Consider the following 15,310-nt stretch of genomic DNA (forward strand, 5'->3'; position numbering starts at 1 on the left):
AGGCAGGCGCAGTCCGGCACCAGCATGCGGGCCAGCCGCGACGATGCCGGGCGGGCGCGGTTTCTTGGCTACCACGTGGCCTATTACCAGACAGTGCTGTTCTCGATCTCGGGCCTGCTGGCGGCAAGCGCCGGCCTGTGCTGGGTAATGATCGTGCAATACGTCTCGCCGACCCTGCTTGAGTTGTCGCTCAGCATCTCGGCGGTGATCTGGGCGGCGGTCGGGGGCCGGCTTTCGCTTCTTGGCGCGATCCTCGGCGCCTTCCTGATCAACGGGATGCAAAGCTACCTGGGCGACGAGTTGCAACAGGTCTGGATGCTTGTCCTCGGGGTCATCTTCATTGCGGTCGTGCTGCTCTTGCCCAAGGGGCTCGTGGGGCTGGTGGAAACCATTCTGGGGTCCCTTGCGGCGCGCGGTCGCCCCGCCGCCGAAGACGATGCGGCCACCGAACGGGAGCGTGTGTGATGAGTATTCTGGAACTCCAGGGCGTCAGCAAGAAGTTCGGCGACTTTCCGGCGGTAAACGAATTCAGCCTGTCGGTCGATCAAGGCGAGCTTCGCTGCCTTCTGGGGCCGAACGGCGCGGGCAAAAGCACCTGCATGGACCTGATTACCGGGCGGCAGAAAACCAGCGGCGGCAAAGTCTTCTTCAAGGGCGAGGACATCACAGACAATTCCGAGCACAAGATCGTCCGCTCTGGCATCGGCCGGAAATTCCAGGTGCCGGCGGTGTTCCCCCACCTGTCGGTGGAACAGAACCTCGAAGTTGCCTTCGCCAAGGGGCGCGGGCCGTTCGCCGCGATGGGCGTGTTCCGCCGGACCCTCGGGCATAGCAATCGCTTTGACGAGATCATCGAGATGATCGGCTTGTCCCGCCGGCTCGAAGATCTGGCCGGGCTGCTGTCGCATGGCGAAACCCAGTGGCTGGAAATCGGCATGGTGCTGATGCAGGACCCCGACCTGCTTTTGATGGACGAGCCGACCGCCGGCATGACCGAGCAGGAAACCCTCAAGACCTCGGAAATCTTCAACCGGCTGAAGGGCTCGCACACCTTGATCGTGGTCGAACACGACATGTCCTTCGTTCGCCAGATCGCGGATGTTGTCACGGTCATGCATATGGGGGGCTTCCTCGCCCAGCGCACGATTACCGAGATCGAGGCCAACCCCGAAGTGCGCGATGTCTACCTTGGCGAAGAAGGGGATCATTGACATGCTTTCTCTGAACAAGGTCACCTCTTTCTACAGCAAGACACCCATCCTTCAGGACATCTCGCTCAAGGTCGAAGAGGGCAAATGCCTCTGCGTTCTGGGCCGTAACGGCGTCGGCAAGACGACGTTGATGCAAACGATCATGGGGCTGACCACTCGTGCGACCGGCGAAATACGGATCAACGGCACGCCGATGGACGGCTCGATCACCGCCAAGCGGGCGATTGCCGGGCTGGGCTACGTGCCGCAGGGCCGCCGGATATTCGGAAAGTTCACGGTGCGCGAGAATATCAAGCTGGGCACTTTCGCCCGCACCGATGGTAGCGACAAGATCCCCGATCTGTGTCTCGAACTGTTTCCCTATCTGGCGGATAATCTCGACAAGCGGGCGGGCATGCTCTCGGGCGGGCAGCAACAGCAACTCGCCATCGCCCGGGCGTTGATCACCAAGCCGAAACTCCTGCTTCTGGATGAACCGACCGAAGGCATTCAGCCCAACATCATCCAGCAGATCGGTCGGGTTATTGCCCTGCTGCGCGAGCAGGCAGACATGGCCATCGTACTGGTCGAACAGTATTTCAGCTTTGCCTACGATCTTGGCGACCGCTTCTACGTCCTTGAACGCGGCGCGGTGAAGATCAGCGGGCCAAAGGCCGACCTGGATCGGGACGACCTGCTTGCCGGGGTGTCAGTCTAGGCGGTTGCGGCGTGCTCCTGCGCACCGCACGACCGCGCAAAATCGACCGTCGCGGACACGAGCACCTGCAAGGCGTCGACCATCGGCAAGCGTGTCTCGATGTCATCCGCGAGAAGCGAAAACTCGGTGCAGCACACGCAGATGACATCGGCGCCGTCCGCCTTCATCTGCTCGCAGAGGTCCGACAAGCTATGCGCGGCAAACTCCGATGCGCCCTGTGACTTGATCGACCGGATCGTCGCAAGAACACGACCCTGTTCGCGGACGTAAACCGGGCTGAGCCCGGCCTTCGCCAAGGGTGCCTCGAAAACACCCACCTGCTGTAACGCAGGCGAGCCAAGCAATCCGATCCTGCCCCCCGGGGCGATCCGCGCAGCCTCGGCGCAGGTCAATGCGACCATGTCGAGGAACGGCCTGTCCGTCGCGCTTGCCACCTGATCGGCATAGTAATGCGCCGTGTTGCACGGCATGACGAGCGCGTCCGCGCCGGACGCGACCAGCCCCTTGGCCATCTGCACCAGCACCGGGCCGGGGTCTTCACCGCCGCCTTCAAGGATCGCCTTGATGCGTGACGGCACCTGCGTGTTGTTGTCCACCAGCATCGGAATGTGATCGGAATCGTCGCGCGCCTGAACCGCGTCAACGACCTGTTGCATGAAATAGATCGTGGCTTCCGGCCCCATGCCGCCAAGGACACCTATTTTCCGCATCAGGCTGCTCCTTTTTGCAGGGCGTTCCGTACCACATGCACGATGATGTCCGCCACATGGCCGCAGTCATCCAGGCTGAACGTCAGTGGAATGCGCATGTCCAGCAGGCCAGCCAGAACGGCATCCGTCCGGGGCAGGTCCTGCGGCGCCACAAAGCGCCAGCTTTGATGGTTCGAGGTGAAGCCAACCGGACTGTCCGCGCCGAACCACTTGAGTTCGACGCCCAATGTCCTGGCCCCTGCCACCACCTGTTGCACGGCCTCGGCACCCGCATCCGGCATCAGGAACTGAAAGGACGATCCGACATAGCGTTCCTGTTCGGGCCGGTTCGGAACATAGACACCAGCCACCCCGCGCAGACGGTCCGCCACAAGGTCATGCCGCGCATTCCAGCGGTCGATATTCGTCTCTAAACCGCCCAATTGGGTCAAAAGGATGGATGCCCGCAAGTTGTCCATCCGTCCCGACATGTTCGGCGTATCGAGCCGGATATCGGTGAACATTTCGGGCGGCGGCGCGGCCCCGTGACGGTCATACAGCATGTAGGATCCCGAAAGCATGATCGCCCGCGCCATGAATTCCGGATCGTCGGAGGTCAGCAAACCGCCTTCGCCGCTGTTCATGTGCTTGTAGGTCTGGGTCGAGAAACACCCGGCAGTCCCGAAACTGCCCGATCTGGTCCCGTTCCAGGACGCCCCCATCGTGTGCGCGCAATCCTCGATCAGCGGCACACCGTGGCGATCCAGCACGGCCATAAGGGCATCCATGTCACACAGATGCCCCCGCATGTTGGACAAGAGCAGCACCTTTGGCGCGGTTGCGGTGATCTTCGCCTCGAGGTCATCAAGGTCGAGCACCAGGTCTGGCGTGATCTCGACCAGCACCGCATCGGCACCAACGGCGGCAATCGCCCCCGGCACCGGAGCAAGGGTGAAGCCGTTGGTCAGAACCGTGTCACCAGCCCCGACGCCAAGCGCCCGCAAACCCGTCGCCATCGCGTAGCCACCAGAGGTACAGGCAAGGCAATATTTGGACCCCTGATAGGCGGCATAGGCCTTTTCAAGCTCGGCCACCGGACCGAGTTCGGTGCCAACCGTGTTGTAGCGATGCAGCCGTCCACTGCGCAAAACCGCGACAGCCGCCTCTATCGCGTCATCCGCGATCGGCTCCTGCTGGGTAAAGCTGCCGGTGAAAGGCTGCATCAGGCGATCACTCCGCCGCCATGGTCGGCGCGTCATAATCGAACGCCGCCGTGTATCCGAACAGCGCCACACCGCCGCCGGTGTGGATGAACACGATGTTCTCGTCGCCCTCGAACGCGCCCTTGCGGATCAGGTCGATCAGCCCAGCCGCACCTTTGCCGGAATAGACCGGATCGAGCAGGACGCCTTCGAGACGCGCGAACATTTCGATCGCGGCCAGACCGTCCTTCGTCGGGATTCCGTACCCGTCGCCAACGTAATCGGTGTTCGCGTCCACATCTTCGCGCGCCACAACGCCGGGGCACCCCAGCTTGTCGGCGGTCTTGACCGCAAGGTTGTAGACATTCTCTTCCTGCTTGGCCTTAGGCGCCCGCACACCAATGCCCAGCAGCGGGATATTCGCGTTGATCGCCTTGAGACCCACGATCAGACCTGCCTGCGTGCCCGCGCTGCCCGTGGCATGCACGATACGGTCGATCTTGAGACCCATGGCGTTGGCCTGAGTCACCAGCTCCATCGCGGCATTGGCGTATCCCAGCGCGCCAGTCGGGTTCGACCCCCCGCCGGGAATGGTGTAGACATTGCGCCCGCCGGCGCGGAACTTGTCTGCCACCGTTTCCATCTCGGCATTCATGTCGAGCCCGGACCCCGGACGCTTTTCCGCCGTGGCACCGTGCAGGAAATCAAGAAACACGTTCCCATTGAGATTGTAGTTCGGATCGTTCGACCCGGTGCGGTCTTCCAGAAGGATGTGGCAATCCATGCCCAGCTTCGCCGCACAGGCCGCCGTCTGGCGCGCGTGGTTGGATTGCGTGGCCCCTTGGGTGATGACAAGGTCAGCCCCCTGCGCCTGCGCCTCGGCCATCAGGAATTCAAGCTTGCGCGTCTTGTTGCCGCCGGTCGACATGCCGGTGCAGTCATCGCGCTTGATCCAGATGCGCGGCCCGCCCAGTTCCTTTGAAAGCCGATCCATCGGCTCCAGCGCGGTTGGCAGATGGGCAAGGTGGACACGCGGGTAACGGGAAAAATGCATCGGACGTCCTTTCAGGTGATTTGACGCATCAGTTCTGCATGTTGCATGCCTCGTCAAATAGAAAAACCGGCGTTATTATGCGTAACATGCATAAAGAGACCTTCAATGCGGATTGACTGGATCGACGATCTCGTGGCCCTGCTCGACAGCGGCGGCGTTGCGGATGCTGCGCGCCTGCGCAACGTAACACAACCCGCCTTTTCCCGCCGCATCAAAGTTCTGGAGGACGTGCTCGGGATCAAGGTCATCGACCGCAGTGTAAAGCCAAGCGGCCCCTCGCGCATCCTGCGCGACCGCGAAACCGAATTGCGCAAACTGGCCTCGGATCAACGGCTTCTGCTGGCCGACATGCGTCAGGACCAGTTGTCAGGCGGGCGGCCGCTCGTGATTGCAAGCCAACATGCAATCACGACGTCGATGGGACCGCAGATCATCACGAAGATCGCAGAACCCAGCCGGACGCATATCCGCCTGCGTTCCGCCAATCGCGACGAATGCGAAACCTTGCTGATCCGCAGACAGGCGGAGATTTCGCTGACCTACCGGATCACGTCCGAACCGGTAGCAGAACTGCCGTCTTTCCTGACCGAAACCGTCATCGGATCGGAAACCCTGATTCCGGTTTGCGGAACCCGGGCCGCTCAGACCATTCTGGATGAAGTCGAACTCGGCAACTTGCAGATCATCGGCTACCCGGCCGACGTGTTTCTCGGCGCGGCCGTCAGGCGCCACATTCTGCCCGAGCTGTCCGCAAGATGCAGCATCAACGTCATCACCGAAACCGGCCTGTCCACGGCGGCCCTGCAACTCGCTCAATCGGGCCTCGGGGTCGCGTGGGTACCCAGGGCGCTGGCTGCTCCGGCCTTGGCCCGGAGAGACCTCGCGGATCTGTCAAATCAGCTGGGCGCCGTCGGCATGACCATGGTGGCGCAGCGATGGAGCAAATCCACCGACCCCGCAACAACGGACGCGTGGCACAGATTGACAAGCGTTGCGCAACAAGACTGAGGAAAACTGGTGCCGCTGAAGGGACTCGAACCCCCGACCCCATCATTACGAATGACGTGCTCTACCAGCTGAGCTACAGCGGCCATTCCCGGTGAGGATATATCCCGGGGAATGGCCGGGCTGTTAGCACCGGAATCGCGCCGAGGAAAGAGCTATTTGACCTTTTCAGGCTCGGATTCGGATGTGCTCGCCCCGTCGTTCTGTTCGCTTTTTCCCTCGGCTACGGTTTCCTCGGCCGGTGACGGAACCGGATCGGGCTCCACGATTTCGGCCTCTTCCGTAGCAGTCGAGGTGTCTTCGCGCGACCCGACGAGCAGAGGCAGCATTTCGGCCCCAGCCGGCAGAACGGTTTCGCTCTGGGGAGGCGAGGTCCAGCTCAGGGTATCGAAGCTCTCGCAATTGTTGCAGACGGGGGTCCATTCGCTGTGGATCGTCTTGCAGTTCTCGCACACCCATTGCGGACCACGCGGCGCCGTAATCGCACGTGCCAGCCATCCACGCACCACCGCGTCAGAGGCACCTTCGCCGCGCTCGATGGCTGCGGCAATGGCGAGAACCCGCGTATCGGGCTGGGACTCTGCCAGATCACCAAGCGACCGGCGCGCTTCGGGAAAGTCTTCCGCGGCGAGGTTGAGCTCGGCCAGAAGCAGCTTGGTTTCGCGATGCTCGGGCCGCAGGACGGTCAACTGCCGGAACCGCTTGAGCCGCGCCCCTGCGGTTTCGTTCGGTTCGATTTCGGCAAAGGCGGCGGCCAGGTCGGGATGGGGCTGGGCCTGCCATGCCTTCTTGAGGATGCGCACCGCATATTTCGGCCGTCCCTGCGCGATATGGCTCCTGGCTGCCATCGCGGCTGCGGGGATCAGATCGGGAGACGACTTGTTGGCCGCGATCGCCGCTTCCTGAGCCTCGATGGTCTTGCCTTCGTCCAAGACACCTTTCGCCTCGGACAGCGCCAGCACCGCATCACGCCGCTTGTGCACGTCCCGCGGCAAAGCGCCGTGCTTGAGCTTGGCATTCAACGTCTTGCGCGCGCCGGACCAGTCGGCATTCCGGGCCTGAAGGCGCAGCAATGTGTCCTGCACCTCTTCATGCTTGGGCTTGAGCGCAAAGGCTCGCTCGGCCAGTTTCAGGGCGGTTTGCGTATCGCCCGCGTCGAGTTTCTGCTTCATCAGGCCGCGCACCCCGACAAATCGTGTGGTGTCGTTCTGAACGAGCCGCTTGTAAACCTCTTCCGCCTTCTTTCGGTCGCCGGTCATTTCGGCCGCCTGTGCGGTGATCAGATCGGTCAGTTCGGGCTTGTGCAGGTATTTCTCGGCCTTGGTCGCTTTGGCCATCGCCAGCCGGCCTTCGCCCGAGGCAAGCGCCATGAGGCCCTCGCTCAGCGCCTGGAATCCCTTGCGTTCGCGATTGCGGTCAAAGTAGCGCGAAATCGCGGTCTCGTCGCCATTGATGAACTTCAGCGTCGCGATCAGCAGCGTGAACAGCTTGAGGAAAATCCAGACGGCCAGGATCGCCACCAGGGCGGCAATAACGGACTGAAGCGGTCCCAGCGTGAATTCGGTGCCACCTGCGGTGATCTGGATTCCGCCGCTGCTTTCCAAAAGGAATCCGGCCCCAAGCGTCAAGGCAGCGACGATGACAACAAAAAGTACGATCTTGAAAAGAGACCAAAGCATCGGACGCCCCCCTATTCCTGAATGAGCTGCTGGACGAGACCGTCCGCTGCCGTTTTTGCCTCAAGGCGTGTTTGTGCCCTCGACTGCCACTCCGAAAGCGCACTCTTGGCAACGTCCGGAAGGCCCGACAACTCTGACAAGGCAGCGTCCAGATCACCGGACCGAACCGCGGCCTCCGCCCGGGACAGGATGGCATCCGCATCGTCGCCTTCTCGAGGGGCCACGGATCGTGCGCCCAGCTGATTGGCAAAGAATGTCGCGACGCGCCCGGCGCCTTGAGACGCTTCGGTCTCGACACTGCGGGCGGCTGACAAGGCAGACCGCGCTGCTTCGGGAAAGCTTTCGATCAGAGATCCGAGAGTGGCCACACCGCTCTCGGCGTTGGCCACAAGAACGTCCGGAACGGCGACGCCGTTCGAGGACAGAATGGCGATCGCATCCGAGAACCCGTCACCGCTTTCCAGCGCCGAGGTGATTTCCGCCAGCGCGGCACGCGACGCGGCCAGTTGTGCCTGTTCTTCGGCATTGGCTTCGGCCGTCACGGCCTCTTGCGCCATCTGCGCGACCTCGTTTCGTTGCGCCTCGACCTCGGCCTGCAAGTCTGCAAGCGCGCGCTCATAAGCTGCAATCGCCTCCGGCGACACCGCCTGCTCGAGGGGTTGACGTTCAAGGGTATCGATGCGCGACGCCAACTCGTCCAACCGCGTGGTCAGGCCAGCGGTGTTTTCCTGGACCGATGCCAATTGGTCTTCCAGAGGTCCAAGGTCAACAATGGGCGCTTCGGCGCTTTCCAACGTGGCGATCCGTTCGCCAAGCGTCGAGAGCGACCCGTCCTGCGTGGTCAATGCCGCGCGAATCTCATCTTCGAACGCTGTGTCGTCGGCTGCCTGAAAGGGCCAGAGATCCTGGGAGACATAGGCTGCGCCCCCGTATCCCAAGGCGGCCGCAACCGCGCCACCCAGCAACATCGGGAAAAACCCGCCCTTTCGTTCAACGGTCGTTTCCCGGATGACCTGCGGCGCGAGGGGAACGTGGTCGGGCTGTCTGATCGGTTCGGGATCCGCCTGATGGCCTTCCACCGTTTCCGCGTCGACGATCAGTTTCTCGGCCTCGTCTTCCGAGATGTGTTCATCCTGCGTTTTGTCGGCGTCGGATATCTCTGCCGGGTCCGAGGCGTCTGGCGCGTCCGGACCATCGATCGGGGCGTCGTCGGTCGGCTCTTTCAGCTCCACCGCCTCGTCGCGTTTTTCTGGCGCAGCATCGTCGCTGGTGCCCTCGGCAACACTCTCTTCAGCAGGAGCGTAGGTATCGACGGCGTCAACTGCCTCGGCAGCGGTCTCCATATCGCTGTCGCTCTGGGGCGGCGGCGTGTCTGAGACATCTTTCGACTCGGATGCGGCGTCGGTTTCGACTTGATCTTCGCCATCCGTTTGAGAGGTTTTGTCCGTGCTTTTGCGTTTCGCCACCGGCTATTCCTTCGAATCTGTCAAGTTACTGCGACAGCAGTGTCAACTTTACCTTACAAGTCTCGCTTCCGCCGCTCAAGCGCCACGGCCTCGGCGACCATTTCGGCGACCAACGTCACCATGCCCTCCCGGTTGGGCGCTCCGGCAACCCGGACCCGCCGCGTCGTCCCTCCCGGCAAGGCATTGGCCACTGCCGGACTGATCGCCGCGTAAGCCATATCACCCAGACCCACCGATTCGCGGGCAAGATGCTCTGCCGTCCGCGGAGAGAATACCGGGGCAATGACGGGTCTGTCTTGCGACAAAGCTTCTCGTACAGAAGACGGAAACGGTTCAAGCTCCTGTTTATACAGGATCGCTTCGGATGTCGCCACACCCGCCTCCGTCAGCCGGGCGGCAATGTCTCCGATTGCGGTCTCTCCCCTCAGATGCATCAGCCCCCCTGAATAGCCGCAGTCCAGAACGTGCTGAACCAGATGATCGGCGGTGCCCCCGGCCACATCGACGTGAAACCCGTAAGCCCGTGCGGCGCTGGCCGTCGTCTCTCCCACCGCGATCACTGGGACGTCCAATCCCCGACCGCCCAGCGCCATGTAAGCATCTAGACCGTTGACAGACGTGAAGATCAAGCCGGTGATACCGTCAAAACTGGGCAAAGGTCCTGTTACACGGATCGAAAGCAACGGGCTGATCAAAATATCGACAGCATCGCGGGTTTCTTCCGGCAACGCCTTCGAGAAAGCCTCGCAAGAGGCTTCGGGGCGTGTCAGCAGCAGCAAGGGGCGCGGATTGACCATACCGTCCGTATTATTGTGAGCAGCAGACAAGGGTGGTAACTGCTTGACCCCATGGGTGCAACGGAAAGTCTGATGGACAAAGATATCACGATCCTCGGGCTCGAGAGCAGCTGCGATGATACCGCCGCCGCGATCCTGCAGGGGCGCCACATCCTGTCATCGGTGGTGGCCGACCAGACTGCTCTGCATGCGGCCTATGGCGGCGTGGTCCCGGAAATTGCCGCACGCGCCCATGCGGAAATGCTGGATCTCTGCATCGAACGCGCATTGCTCAAGGCCGGAAAGACCCTGAACGACATCGACACGATCGCCGTGACAGCCGGACCGGGCCTGATCGGTGGCGTGCTCTCCGGCGTGATGATGGCCAAGGGTCTGAGTGCGGCCACCGGCAAGCCGCTGATCGGTGTGAACCACCTTGCCGGTCATGCCCTGACCCCGCGCCTGTCCGACGGGCTGGACTATCCCTATCTTATTCTTCTGGTGTCCGGCGGCCATTGCCAGTTTCTGCGCGTCGACGGCCCGACGGCCTTTTTGCGCCTTGGCAGCACGATCGACGACGCCCCCGGCGAAGCCTTTGACAAGACCGCCCGCCTGCTCGGGCTGGCACAACCGGGAGGTCCATCCGTCGAAACGCGCGCCCGCCAAGGCGACGAGACGCGGTTCGCCTTCCCGCGCCCCCTGCTGGATCGTCCTGGTTGCGACCTCTCGTTCTCGGGCCTGAAGACCGCGCTGCTGCGACAGAGGGATCACCTGATTGCGGATCAGGGCGGTTTGCACGTACGCGACGTCGATGATCTTTGCGCCGGGTTTCAGGCCGCCATCCGGGATGTCCTTGTCGAAAAGTCCCGCCGTGCTCTGGCGCAGTCGACGGGACTGACGGGCTTTGCCGTCGCGGGTGGTGTTGCCGCAAATACCCCGCTTCGGGCAGCGTTAGAGACGCTTTCTGCCTCGCTTGGCCTGCCTTTCGTCGCCCCACCGCTGGCGCTTTGCACGGACAATGCCGCGATGATCGCCTTTGCCGGGGCGGAACGATATGCCGTCGACGGCGCTGATGACCTGACACTGGGCGCACGGCCACGCTGGCCGCTCGACACCCGAACCCCGTCAGGCCTGGGAAGCGGACGCAAGGGAGCCAAGGCATGATCGGCATCATCGGCGCAGGCGCCTTCGGAACCGCCCTTGCCATCGCGCTGGCCGAAGCGGGCAGACCCGTGACCCTTTGGGCGCGATCCGGTGCGCAGGCCCGCGACATGGCCGAGTTGCGCCGGAACAGAGCCTATTTGCCCGACGCGACCTTCCCCGAAGCCCTGACCGTGACCGCCCGGATCGACGATTTGGCAGGCAGCGACGCGATACTTTTCGCCGTGCCCTTGCAGCACCTGCGCGCAACGGTGCAGGGTCTCCCGCTTCCCGATGTTCCGCTTGTCGCCTGTTGCAAGGGAATCGAACTGTCGACCGGGTTGGGCCCGACCGGCGTGATCCGCGAGGCCCTGCCCTCTGCCAACGCGGGCATCCTGACCGGCCCGAGCTTTGCCGCAGACATCGCCATCGGCCGACCGACCGCGTTGACCCTCGCCTGCCAGGACGCCGCGACGGGCAAGAGCCTTCAGAAACTGCTGACCACGCCAACCCTGCGGCTGTACCGAACGACCGACACCATCGGCGCCGAACTGGGTGGGGCGCTCAAAAACGTCATCGCCATTGCCTGCGGCGCGGTGATGGGGGCCGATCTGGGTGACAGTGCGCGGGCCGCCACCATGACACGGGGCTTTGCAGAAATGCAAAGGATCGGGCACGCCTTCGGCGCGGATCCCGACACGCTTGCAGGACTGTCCGGCTTGGGGGACCTCGCCTTGACCTGCACGTCCGATCTGTCACGCAATTACCGGCTGGGCCTGTGCCTTGGCCGGTCGGAAACCTTCGATCCGACCGTGACAGTCGAAGGCGCGGCAACGGCCAGGGCAATGTCCGAAATCGCCCTCAAGCGCGGTCTGGACCTGCCGATTACGACCACTGTCACACAGCTTGTGGATGGTACACAAACCATTGCGGATGCCATAGAAAGTCTCATGTCCCGCCCATTGAAAGAAGAATGAAGGAAGAAAGATGCTGATCGCTCTGATCGCCCGCGACAAAGCCGGTGCTCTTGAAACACGCAAAGCCAACCGCGATGCGCATCTCGCCTATATCGACACGACTGGCGTCGTCGAACAGGCCGGTCCCCTTCTTGATGCAGACGACCGGATGATCGGGTCGCTTGTCATTCTGAATGTCGATGACATGACCGCCGCGCAGTCTTGGGCGGACAACGATCCCTACGCCAAGGCCGGACTGTTCGAAAGCGTCGATCTGATCCCGTGGAAGCGGGTGATCGGTCCATGAGATACTGGCTGTTCAAATCCGAACCCTCGACCTGGTCCTGGGACGATCAGGTCGCCAAGGGCAAGTTCGGCGAAGAATGGGACGGTGTGCGCAACTATCAGGCGCGCAACTTCATGCGCGAGATGTCGGTCGGCGACCGGGGTTTTTTCTACCATTCGCAGTCGGAAAAGGCGATTGTCGGCACGGTCGAGGTCATTACCGAGGCGCATCAGGACAGCACGACAGAGGATGACCGCTGGGAATGCGTGGACATCAAGGCGTTGGAGCCGGTCAAGACACCCGTCACGCTGGAACAGATCAAGTTGGACGAACGGTTGGCGGACATGGTGCTGGTCAACAATTCGCGTCTCTCGGTGCAGCCCGTCACGCAACAGGAATGGCGGATTATCTGCGATCTGGCGGGTTTGACAGGATAAGATGTGTGGCCTCAGACTACGACTGACGGGTTTCGGCTGACACGGAGGATCGGAGATTGCCAATATTTCCAGTGATCGTGGCCGGGCTGGCCGGATGGGCTTTTGGTGCATTGTGGTACAGCGTCTTCGCGAAACCGTGGATCGTCGTATCTGGCGTTGCGACCGATGCGAACGGCAAGCCGGCCAACCGGAAAAGCCCGCTTCCCTATGTGATCAGCATCGTCTCGGCCATGATCGTCGCCGCAACAATGTATTATGCGTTCGACATGCTGGGCATCGTGACCGTTTCGAAAGGGTTTACCTCCGGCCTTGGCATCGGAGCCTGTTTCGCAGCACCGTGGCTGGCGACCAATTACGGGTTCGCAGGTCGCCCGTTCATGCTCACAATGATTGATGCAGGATACGCGACATTCGGGTCCGCGGTGATTGGTGCGGTGATTACCCTGTTCTGAATTCAAACGGAGGGTTCCGGCACAAACCGAAACCCTCCGTCCCCGCGCTCCCAAGTCACCACGCGCGTAAACTGAATATGGTTTCGGTCATCCTGACCGTCCTGAACGGTGTACAGCAGGCGACCGCTTACTCCAAACGCCAAGTCCAGAGAACTTGTCTCAAGTCGAACAGAAAAGGCGCCCCCAACGGGACGCCTTGAACGCCGATCCTTGCGGAACACTCAGTGATAAACGGATTCTTTCCCGAAATGCTTGGTCAGCATGTAATAGACCACGGCGCGGTACTTGTTGCGCTCGGATTTGCCATAGGTCTCGATCACCGAATTGATCCCATCCATCAGTTCCGGACCCTCGCTCAGGCCAAGCTTCTTGATCAGGAAGTTGGTCTTGACAGTCTCGAGCTCGGACGGCTGCGATCCTGCCACGGTAGAGGCATCTGCATTGTAGATCGCCGGACCGCAGCCAATCGTGACCTTGGTCAGCAGGTCCATGTCCGGTGTCATGCCGCACTTGTTCTTCAGATCGTCGGCATAATGCGCGATCAGTTCGTCTCTCTTACCCATTACTATCTCTCCTAAATTCAATACCCCTGAGGAAAGGCCCCCTTGACGCGCTGCAAAACTGGCAAAAAGCCCGGCATTGGGCAACGAAAAACACAAATTCGCGAGGCCGGGGGGCGTTTTCCCTCTGGTGTTGGCTGGAAAGTCACTCAATCCAGACAGAGCATCAGCGACGGTTTCGCACGAGTCCGGGCGCAGAGAATGAAAAAAGCCCCCGAATCCGGGGGCTTTTTCTTCAGTACCGGTAATGCTCCGGCTTGAACGGGCCTTCCGGCTTCACGCCGATATAGGACGCCTGTTCCGGGGAGAGCTGGGTCAGCTTCACGCCGATGCGGCCCAAGTGTAGACGGGCGACTTTCTCGTCCAGATGCTTGGGCAGGATGTAGACCTTGTTCTCGTACTCACCGCCGTTCTTCCACAGTTCGATCTGGGCCAGCACCTGATTGGTAAAGCTGGCCGACATCACGAAGGACGGGTGGCCGGTGGCGTTGCCGAGGTTCAGCAGACGGCCTTCGGACAGCAGGATGATGCGGTTGCCCGAGGGCATCTCGATCATGTCCACCTGTTCCTTGATGTTGGTCCACTTGTGGTTGCGCAGGGACGCCACCTGGATCTCATTGTCGAAATGGCCGATATTTCCGACGATCGCCATGTCCTTCATCTCGCGCATGTGCTCGATGCGGATCACGTCCTTGTTGCCGGTGGTGGTGATGAAGATGTCCGCGCTGTCGATCACGTCTTCCAGCAGAACAACCTCGAACCCGTCCATCGCCGCCTGAAGCGCGCAGATCGGGTCGGCCTCGGTCACTTTCACGCGCGCGCCCGCACCAGACAGCGAGGCAGCAGAGCCCTTGCCCACGTCACCATAGCCACAGACAACGGCGACCTTGCCCGCCATCATCGTGTCGGTGGCGCGGCGGATGCCGTCGACCAGCGATTCCTTGCAGCCGTACTTATTGTCGAATTTCGACTTGGTGACAGAGTCGTTCACGTTGATCGCCGGGAACGGCAGCTGTCCTTCGCGCATCAGCTGGTACAGGCGGTTCACGCCGGTGGTGGTTTCCTCGGACACACCCTTGATCGCGTCGCGCGTCTTGGTGAACCAGCCGGGGGTTTCCGCCATCCGCTTGGCGATCTGCTTCTTGATCACCTCTTCCTCTTCGGATTGCGGAACGGAAATGATGTCTTCGCCGGCCTCGGCGCGCGCACCCAGCAGAACGTAGAGCGTCGCGTCGCCGCCATCGTCGAGGATCATGTTCGCGCCCTCGGGGAACATGAAGGACTTGTCGAGGTAATCCCAATGCTCTTCCAGCGTCTGGCCCTTGATCGCGAAGACCGGCACACCGGCTTCGGCAATCGCCGCGGCCGCGTGATCCTGGGTCGAGAAGATGTTGCACGAGGCCCAACGCACATCCGCGCCCAGCGCGGTCAGCGTTTCGATCAGAACTGCCGTCTGGATCGTCATGTGCAGCGATCCGACGATGCGCGCACCTGTCAGCGGCTTTTCCGCACCGTATTCCTCGCGCAGGGCCATCAGCCCCGGCATCTCGGTTTCCGCGATGTCCAGTTCCTTGCGGCCAAACCCGGCCAGCGCGATGTCTTTGACGATATAGTCCTTGGCCATGTGCGGCGCTCCAAATGTCATCCGTGTTGAAAGGCGAGTTAGCATGAGGCCACCGTCCCGGCAATGCAGCCGTGTT

Annotated in this window: 16 protein-coding genes, 1 tRNA gene and 1 pseudogene; 9 read left to right on the plus strand and 9 right to left on the minus strand. The window is 61.7% G+C overall.

Annotation, left to right across the window (positions count from 1 at the left end; all coding sequences use genetic code 11):
* The 3 genes and pseudogenes from LCF60_RS12215 to urtE form a co-directional block, all read left to right on the plus strand.
* Positions 1 to 465: pseudogene (locus tag LCF60_RS12215) on the plus strand (urea ABC transporter permease subunit UrtC); the annotation flags it as partial.
* Positions 465 to 1,211 (plus strand): urea ABC transporter ATP-binding protein UrtD, encoded by a 747-nt coding sequence (urtD, locus tag LCF60_RS12220; protein ID WP_292292091.1) that lies wholly within the window; start codon positions 465 to 467, stop codon positions 1,209 to 1,211. The pseudogene LCF60_RS12215 and the gene urtD, both read left to right, overlap by 1 nt.
* A gap of 1 nt (position 1,212) precedes the next feature.
* Positions 1,213 to 1,908 carry an urea ABC transporter ATP-binding subunit UrtE gene (urtE, locus tag LCF60_RS12225; protein WP_292292092.1) on the plus strand — a complete coding sequence of 232 codons (696 nt, stop codon included), beginning with the start codon at positions 1,213 to 1,215 and terminating at the stop codon, positions 1,906 to 1,908.
* On the opposite strand, the gene LCF60_RS12230 is transcribed toward urtE, so the two are convergent.
* Genes LCF60_RS12230 through LCF60_RS12240 form a run of 3 tightly spaced genes read right to left on the minus strand, consistent with a single transcriptional unit; the run spans position 1,905 to position 4,853 of the window.
* A complete protein-coding gene (locus tag LCF60_RS12230) occupies positions 1,905 to 2,618 on the minus strand; it encodes an amino acid racemase (protein WP_292292093.1) in 714 nt (237 codons plus the stop codon). The genes urtE and LCF60_RS12230 overlap by 4 nt on opposite strands.
* Complete coding sequence (locus LCF60_RS12235) at positions 2,618 to 3,820, minus strand: aminotransferase class I/II-fold pyridoxal phosphate-dependent enzyme (protein ID WP_292292094.1); 1,203 nt, start codon at positions 3,818 to 3,820, stop codon at positions 2,618 to 2,620. The genes LCF60_RS12230 and LCF60_RS12235 overlap by 1 nt, the downstream gene beginning before the upstream one ends.
* Positions 3,821 to 3,827: 7 nt before the next feature.
* Positions 3,828 to 4,853 (minus strand): D-cysteine desulfhydrase, encoded by a 1,026-nt coding sequence (locus LCF60_RS12240; RefSeq protein ID WP_292292095.1) that lies wholly within the window; start codon positions 4,851 to 4,853, stop codon positions 3,828 to 3,830.
* A 105-nt stretch (positions 4,854 to 4,958) separates the two neighbouring features.
* On the opposite strand from LCF60_RS12240, the gene LCF60_RS12245 reads away from it, so the two are divergent.
* The gene (locus LCF60_RS12245) at positions 4,959 to 5,861 is read left to right on the plus strand and encodes a LysR family transcriptional regulator (RefSeq protein ID WP_292292096.1); all 903 of its coding nucleotides are present in this window, start codon (positions 4,959 to 4,961) and stop codon (positions 5,859 to 5,861) included.
* A 7-nt stretch (positions 5,862 to 5,868) separates the two neighbouring features.
* Here the strand turns inward: LCF60_RS12245 and LCF60_RS12250 are convergent.
* The 4 genes from LCF60_RS12250 to LCF60_RS12265 all read right to left on the minus strand — a co-directional run bounded on the left by LCF60_RS12250 (position 5,869) and on the right by LCF60_RS12265 (position 9,800).
* Positions 5,869 to 5,944, minus strand: a tRNA-Thr gene (locus LCF60_RS12250).
* 69 nt (positions 5,945 to 6,013) lie between these two features.
* The gene (locus LCF60_RS12255; RefSeq protein WP_292292097.1) at positions 6,014 to 7,537 is read right to left on the minus strand and encodes a heme biosynthesis HemY N-terminal domain-containing protein; all 1,524 of its coding nucleotides are present in this window, start codon (positions 7,535 to 7,537) and stop codon (positions 6,014 to 6,016) included.
* Between the two features lie 11 nt (positions 7,538 to 7,548).
* A complete protein-coding gene (locus LCF60_RS12260) occupies positions 7,549 to 9,003 on the minus strand; it encodes a mitofilin family membrane protein (RefSeq protein ID WP_292292099.1) in 1,455 nt (484 codons plus the stop codon).
* A 53-nt stretch (positions 9,004 to 9,056) separates the two neighbouring features.
* Positions 9,057 to 9,800, minus strand: a complete 744-nt coding sequence (locus LCF60_RS12265; RefSeq protein ID WP_292292101.1) for a uroporphyrinogen-III synthase — start codon at positions 9,798 to 9,800, stop codon at positions 9,057 to 9,059.
* Positions 9,801 to 9,872: 72 nt separating this feature from the next.
* On the opposite strand from LCF60_RS12265, the gene tsaD reads away from it, so the two are divergent.
* The 5 genes from tsaD (at position 9,873) to LCF60_RS12290 (ending at position 13,050) form a co-directional block, all read left to right on the plus strand.
* Entirely contained in the window at positions 9,873 to 10,943 is a 1,071-nt protein-coding gene (gene tsaD, locus LCF60_RS12270) for a tRNA (adenosine(37)-N6)-threonylcarbamoyltransferase complex transferase subunit TsaD (protein WP_292292102.1), read from the plus strand.
* Positions 10,940 to 11,896: an NAD(P)H-dependent glycerol-3-phosphate dehydrogenase gene (locus tag LCF60_RS12275; protein WP_292292104.1), complete on the plus strand. Its 957-nt coding sequence runs from the start codon at positions 10,940 to 10,942 to the stop codon at positions 11,894 to 11,896. The genes tsaD and LCF60_RS12275 overlap by 4 nt, the downstream gene beginning before the upstream one ends.
* 10 nt (positions 11,897 to 11,906) lie before the next feature.
* Positions 11,907 to 12,182 carry a YciI family protein gene (locus tag LCF60_RS12280; protein WP_292292105.1) on the plus strand — a complete coding sequence of 92 codons (276 nt, stop codon included), beginning with the start codon at positions 11,907 to 11,909 and terminating at the stop codon, positions 12,180 to 12,182.
* Entirely contained in the window at positions 12,179 to 12,598 is a 420-nt protein-coding gene (locus tag LCF60_RS12285) for an EVE domain-containing protein (protein ID WP_292292107.1), read from the plus strand. The genes LCF60_RS12280 and LCF60_RS12285 overlap by 4 nt, the downstream gene beginning before the upstream one ends.
* Before the next feature lie 77 nt (positions 12,599 to 12,675).
* A complete protein-coding gene (locus tag LCF60_RS12290; protein ID WP_292292108.1) occupies positions 12,676 to 13,050 on the plus strand; it encodes a DUF1761 domain-containing protein in 375 nt (124 codons plus the stop codon).
* A gap of 221 nt (positions 13,051 to 13,271) precedes the next feature.
* Here LCF60_RS12290 and LCF60_RS12295 read toward each other — a convergent pair whose 3' ends face one another.
* Together LCF60_RS12295 and ahcY are read right to left on the minus strand one after the other, a co-directional pair.
* Positions 13,272 to 13,613, minus strand: a complete 342-nt coding sequence (locus LCF60_RS12295; RefSeq protein WP_292292109.1) for a DUF2853 family protein — start codon at positions 13,611 to 13,613, stop codon at positions 13,272 to 13,274.
* Positions 13,614 to 13,845: 232 nt separating this feature from the next.
* Entirely contained in the window at positions 13,846 to 15,234 is a 1,389-nt protein-coding gene (ahcY, locus tag LCF60_RS12300; RefSeq protein ID WP_292292110.1) for an adenosylhomocysteinase, read from the minus strand.
* Positions 15,235 to 15,310 lie beyond the last annotated feature (76 nt).

This window comes from Marivita sp. (genome assembly GCF_020055635.1).
Taxonomy (GTDB): Bacteria; Pseudomonadota; Alphaproteobacteria; order Rhodobacterales; family Rhodobacteraceae; genus Marivita.